Annotated in this window: 9 protein-coding genes; all 9 read left to right on the forward strand. The window is 48.4% G+C overall.

Features of this window, described 5'->3' with window-relative positions; genetic code table 11:
* Positions 1–261 precede the first annotated feature (261 nt).
* The 9 genes from ACY692_RS14015 (at position 262) to ACY692_RS14055 (ending at position 4,900) form a co-directional block, all read left to right on the forward strand.
* Complete coding sequence (locus ACY692_RS14015) at positions 262–1,218, forward strand: UDP-glucuronic acid decarboxylase family protein (protein ID WP_462326001.1); 957 nt, start codon at positions 262–264, stop codon at positions 1,216–1,218.
* Between the two features lie 478 nt (positions 1,219–1,696).
* Positions 1,697–1,966: a DUF4160 domain-containing protein gene (locus ACY692_RS14020; protein ID WP_462326002.1), complete on the forward strand. Its 270-nt coding sequence runs from the start codon at positions 1,697–1,699 to the stop codon at positions 1,964–1,966.
* 9 nt (positions 1,967–1,975) lie between these two features.
* Positions 1,976–2,209 carry a DUF2442 domain-containing protein gene (locus ACY692_RS14025; RefSeq protein WP_462326003.1) on the forward strand — a complete coding sequence of 78 codons (234 nt, stop codon included), beginning with the start codon at positions 1,976–1,978 and terminating at the stop codon, positions 2,207–2,209.
* 594 nt (positions 2,210–2,803) lie between these two features.
* Positions 2,804–3,022: a hypothetical protein gene (locus ACY692_RS14030; RefSeq protein WP_462326004.1), complete on the forward strand. Its 219-nt coding sequence runs from the start codon at positions 2,804–2,806 to the stop codon at positions 3,020–3,022.
* A gap of 2 nt (positions 3,023–3,024) precedes the next feature.
* On the forward strand, positions 3,025–3,291 hold the full coding sequence (locus ACY692_RS14035; protein ID WP_462326005.1) for a type II toxin-antitoxin system RelE family toxin: 267 nt from the start codon (positions 3,025–3,027) through the stop codon (positions 3,289–3,291).
* 140 nt (positions 3,292–3,431) lie between these two features.
* A complete protein-coding gene (locus tag ACY692_RS14040; protein ID WP_462326006.1) occupies positions 3,432–3,641 on the forward strand; it encodes an addiction module protein in 210 nt (69 codons plus the stop codon).
* Between the two features lie 23 nt (positions 3,642–3,664).
* Positions 3,665–3,943, forward strand: a complete 279-nt coding sequence (locus ACY692_RS14045) for a type II toxin-antitoxin system RelE/ParE family toxin (RefSeq protein WP_462326007.1) — start codon at positions 3,665–3,667, stop codon at positions 3,941–3,943.
* Between the two features lie 175 nt (positions 3,944–4,118).
* The gene (locus tag ACY692_RS14050) at positions 4,119–4,391 is read left to right on the forward strand and encodes a type II toxin-antitoxin system TacA family antitoxin (protein WP_462326008.1); all 273 of its coding nucleotides are present in this window, start codon (positions 4,119–4,121) and stop codon (positions 4,389–4,391) included.
* Positions 4,388–4,900, forward strand: a complete 513-nt coding sequence (locus ACY692_RS14055; protein WP_462326009.1) for a GNAT family N-acetyltransferase — start codon at positions 4,388–4,390, stop codon at positions 4,898–4,900. The genes ACY692_RS14050 and ACY692_RS14055 overlap by 4 nt, the downstream gene beginning before the upstream one ends.
* Positions 4,901–4,917 lie beyond the last annotated feature (17 nt).

The raw sequence follows: 4,917 nt of genomic DNA on the forward strand, positions 1-4,917 counted from the left end.
GCGTTCCCCAAAAATGCCGTTCTCCGCGTCTCTGCGCCTCTGCGCGAGAAAAATCCTTCCCTTAAAAGTCATTGAATCCTTGGCAGATAGCTGCTAGCTGAATATTGCCGTCACAACACACCTCTCCCCCGCTCTTAACCGCCTATCAAACCGGAATTCCAAAGTCATTTGATCCTGGCGTTCAAGTTGCTTCTAGCAAGCATATCTTTACTGAAGCGGCATTTTTCGACGGCAATCACCGCACACCCCAAGGATAGTTTCATGCATCTTCGCAAACGGGTTCTGGTCACCGGCGGAGCCGGTTTTTTAGGTTCACACCTCTGCGAACGGCTGCTTGAAAAAAACTACGAAGTCCTCTGCGTGGACAACTTCTTCACCAGCTCGCGCAGCAACGTGGAACACCTCCTGCCCAACCCGCGCTTTGAAATCATCCGCCACGACATCACCTTCCCCCTCTATCTGGAAGTAGACGAAATCTACAACCTGGCCTGCCCTGCCTCCCCCATCCACTACCAGTTCGATCCGGTACAGACCACCAAGACCTGCATCCACGGGGCCATCAACATGCTCGGCCTGGCCAAACGGGTCAAAGCAAAAATTTTCCAGGCCTCCACCAGTGAGGTTTACGGCGATCCGTCCATACACCCCCAGCCGGAAGATTACTGGGGACACGTCAATCCCATCGGCCTGAGATCCTGCTATGACGAAGGCAAAAGATGTGCGGAATCACTGTTCTTCTCCTACCAGCGCCAACACGGCCTTAACATTCGAGTAGGACGTCTTTTCAATACCTACGGCCCCCGCATGCATCCCAACGACGGCCGGGTGATTTCCAACTTCATCATGCAGGCCCTGCAGAACAAACCAATCACGATTTACGGTGATGGCTCCCAAACAAGATCGTTCTGCTATGTGGACGACCTCATCAATTTGATGACCGCCTTCATGGAAGATGAGTCCGACTTTTGCGGGCCTTTGAACATGGGCAATCCCGGAGAGTTCACCATCCTTGAGCTGGCCAATGCGGTCATTGAGCTGACAAAAAGTAACGCTGAAATCCGGTTTGAACCGCTTCCTGAAGATGATCCTAAACAACGATGCCCTGAAATCACAACCGCAAAAGAGCGTTACGGATGGGAACCGACAATCCCCTTGCATCAGGGCCTCAAGGCAACCATTGAATATTTTGTCAGGATGTTGCAATCACAGGAATTGTAAAACCAGAAATATCGTGACGGTATTTCTTTTGTCGTAATTGGGTTGGAGAGGAAGGATTCGCAGGGAAAATCACAAATTGCCTCGGCAGATTTGTGGGAAAAATGCAGTTGAAGTAAAAACAGCGGGCTATGGTTTGGCTAGGCAACTGGGACCTGCGAACACGATGAAGCGGCTAAATTTTTATATATTTTAATAAGTTGATTGTATATAAGAATCATATGGTTCATTCTAACGCCGTAAAAAGGCCTTTTTCGTGACAAAAAATTAATGATCTCGAAAAGTTCGAGGGGTCAGCCCCCATAGACACCGAAGTGCCTTTCTCCGCGCCTCTGCGCCTCTGCGCGAGAAAAAATAAAAAAGACTGTATCGCGCTGAGACGCTGGGACGCAGAGAAAAGATTGAAAAACAAGGATGTTCATGCCTATGTGCATTCCCTGATCATTGCCCCCAAAAACCTAACGTCGTGGGAGGAATCTTCATGCCAACAATCAGCATGTTTTATGGTATCATTATCTGCATGTATTTTTATGATGATGAAAGACATCATCTGCCACACATCCATGCCAAATACCAAGGACATGACGCTGCATTCAATCTCATTGACGGGGAAGTAATCAGTGGCGACATACCGCTCAGCAAGAAACGATTGGTTCAGGCCTGGATCGAAATCAATCGAGAATCATTGATGGCAGACTGGGAGCTCGCAGTAAACGGACAGCTGCCCTTCCCTATAGACCCCTTACGTTAGGAGGTAATCATGGAAAAAGTGACCCAAGTTTACCCTTTAGATGGATATAGACTGAAAGTTCAATTCAGCACAGGTGAAACACGCATTTTCGATGCACTTCCATATTTACAAAAAGGTGTTTTTCAACAACTGCAGGATGAAATGCGCTTCAAACAAGCTTACGTAGCGCTGGATACAGTTTGCTGGCCAGGTGGCCTGGATATAGCTCCAGAAACCCTGTACGATCGTTCACGTCCCGAGTAGTTGCTATGTAAGCGATCATCCTCAAAGCCGGAAAATGCCTTTCTCTGGGCCTCTGCGCGAGGAAAAAAAGAAAAAGACAGTATCGCGCTGAGACGCTGGGACGCAGAGAAAAGAATGAAAGGCAAGGACAACCAGGCCCCAGACTCAAGGCCTGTGTACACGAGCCAACCATTGCCCCATCCCCATGCCCCCCAGAACGCAAAGCGTTCCCCAAAAATGCCTTTCTCCGCGTCTCTGCGCCTCTGCGCGAAAATACCCCCATCCTCCCATCCGCATCAGTAATTCTGGACGAACATCAATGGTCTTGTTACCCACTACGAACACCCTAAACAATACACGTCACTTGGGGGACGACCATATGGTTTCGGATGTTAAAAAGAAGCCATAAAACGTCCTCTTCAAGAGAGAACGGTTCTGATCGATCGGCTCGCGCAGACATTGATTGCCGATTCCACTACGCATCTTGTCGGCAGCGACGCGGGATCTGATCAACGCCTTTGAATAGTATAGGTTTTAAAAAGTTTACAAATGCCTTTCTCCACACCTCTGCGCAAAAAAACAAATTTCATCCCCAAAACCATTAAGGAGGTTATCGTGCCCCAGAAAGCCAACCATACGGACAGTACCTTCCCTTATCCGGCTGACTATATCACCACCAATAAAGGGGAGATCAAAAGCGTGATCCTTGATTATGCCACTTTTCAAAAAATAGAAAAAATCATGCTGGATTACGGTCTGGGCAAGGCAATGCAGGAAGCCGAGGACGATGACGAAATCGATCTGCAAACAGCACAAGAACTTTGCGGACGGTGAGCATGGAAATTTCGTTCAAAAAACGATTTATCAAAGACTTGCACAAAATTCCTGCTCAACCTCGAAACGTCATTGAGGACTTGGTCTTCACTACCATTCCTCAAGTCAATACAATAAACGAGCTTCACGCGATCAAAAAAATACAGGGATTCTCTTCATTCTACAGACTCCGCATCGGTGATTATAGAATCGGCATCAAAATAACCAATAACAAAATCGTCTGCTATCGAGTTTTACACAGAAAAGACATCTATAAATATTTTCCGTAAGAAAATGCCTTTCTCCGCGCCTCTGCGCGAGAAAAAAATCTCATCATTACATCAGGATCAGTATTTCTGGACGCAAATCAATGATATTGGTATCCCCTACATCCACCCTAACAGATAGACACAGATTGGAGAAAAACCTTATGGATTCGGCCGTTATTGAAAAAGAAGCCATGAAGCTTCCCCTTCAGGAAAGAGCGGTTCTGGTCGATCGGCTTGCGCAGACATTGATTGCCGATCCCACATCACTCACGATTTGGAGTGACATTGCTGACCAACGCTTGTCTCAATTCCACGATGGCAAGATGGATGCTCTGGACAACGGTGATATCATCCAAGCCTTGAGGAAATAAAAACAATAACTCGCATACGCATCTTGTCGGCAGCGGCACAGGATCTGATCAACGCCGTTGAATATTACGAATCCCAAAGCTCCGGACTTGGCCAAGACCTGCTTGACGATTATGAGATGACACTATCAAAAATCAACGATTTTCCATTGGCCTGGGCTCCGATCAACTCCCATCTCAGACGATGTCTGATACGCAAATTTCCTTACGCCGTGTTCTATTCGATTGAGAATCAGGTGATTATCGTTTCAGCAATTGCCGACCTCCGAATGAACCCGGAAGAAATCAAAAAACAGCTCCCCTGACAAAATTCACGAGTAAGGTACTAATCCTTGCCCCCTCCCGACGTCCCTCAGAACGCAACGCGTTCCCCAAAAATGCCTTTCTCCGCGCCTCTGCGCCTCTGCGCGAAAAAAAAGAAGACGGTTGACGGCCGCCCAGAATTGTATATATTTTCGCTACACACAAAGAGGTAGTATCATGCCACAGACACAAAATCGCCAAACCCCCATCAACATCAGGGCATTGGCGACGCAAAGAGCCCTCATCGACAGAGCTGCCAAGGCGGTCAACAAGAGTCGTTCGGAATTCATGCTCGAGGCGGCGTGCAGGGAAGCGGAAAACGTTCTCCTGGACCAGCGTCTTTTTTATGTTACTGAAAACGAATTCGAGCGCTTCGAAAAAGCGTTGGACACACCCCCTGGCAATTCTTTGACAGAACTTCTCAATACCAAGGCTCCATGGGAATCATGACGGTCCTAAGCCGTCCTGGGCCCATTCAACCGACATATTGCTGTTCGGAATTCGATTCCGGTGTCCCCATACTCGACGATTGGTTGCAAAAGAGAGCACTGCGCAATGAAACTACGGGGGCATCACGAACCTTTGTTGTCTGCAATAAGGATCAAATTGCCGGATACTATGCACTTGCAGCCGGAAGCGTCCTCAGGATGGATGCCCCGGGCAACATCCGCCGGAATATGCCGGACCACATCCCAGTCATGATCCTGGGAAGACTTGCCGTGGATCGCCGATGGCAGAACAAGGGAGTCGGGACCGGACTGCTCAGGGATGCGGTGCTCAGAACACTGAACATTTCCACCCAGATCGGCATCAGAGCCCTTCTTGTCCATGCTATTTCCAATCAAGCTAAAGCCTTCTACCTTCGCCACGGTTTCCTGGAGTCCCCCCTCACCCCCATGACTCTCATGCTCGGTCTCAACTTTGCTGCAATACACAACAAAAAAACCTTCTCGCGTTGAGACGCTGGAACGCAGAG

Source organism: Desulfoplanes sp. (assembly GCF_054921335.1).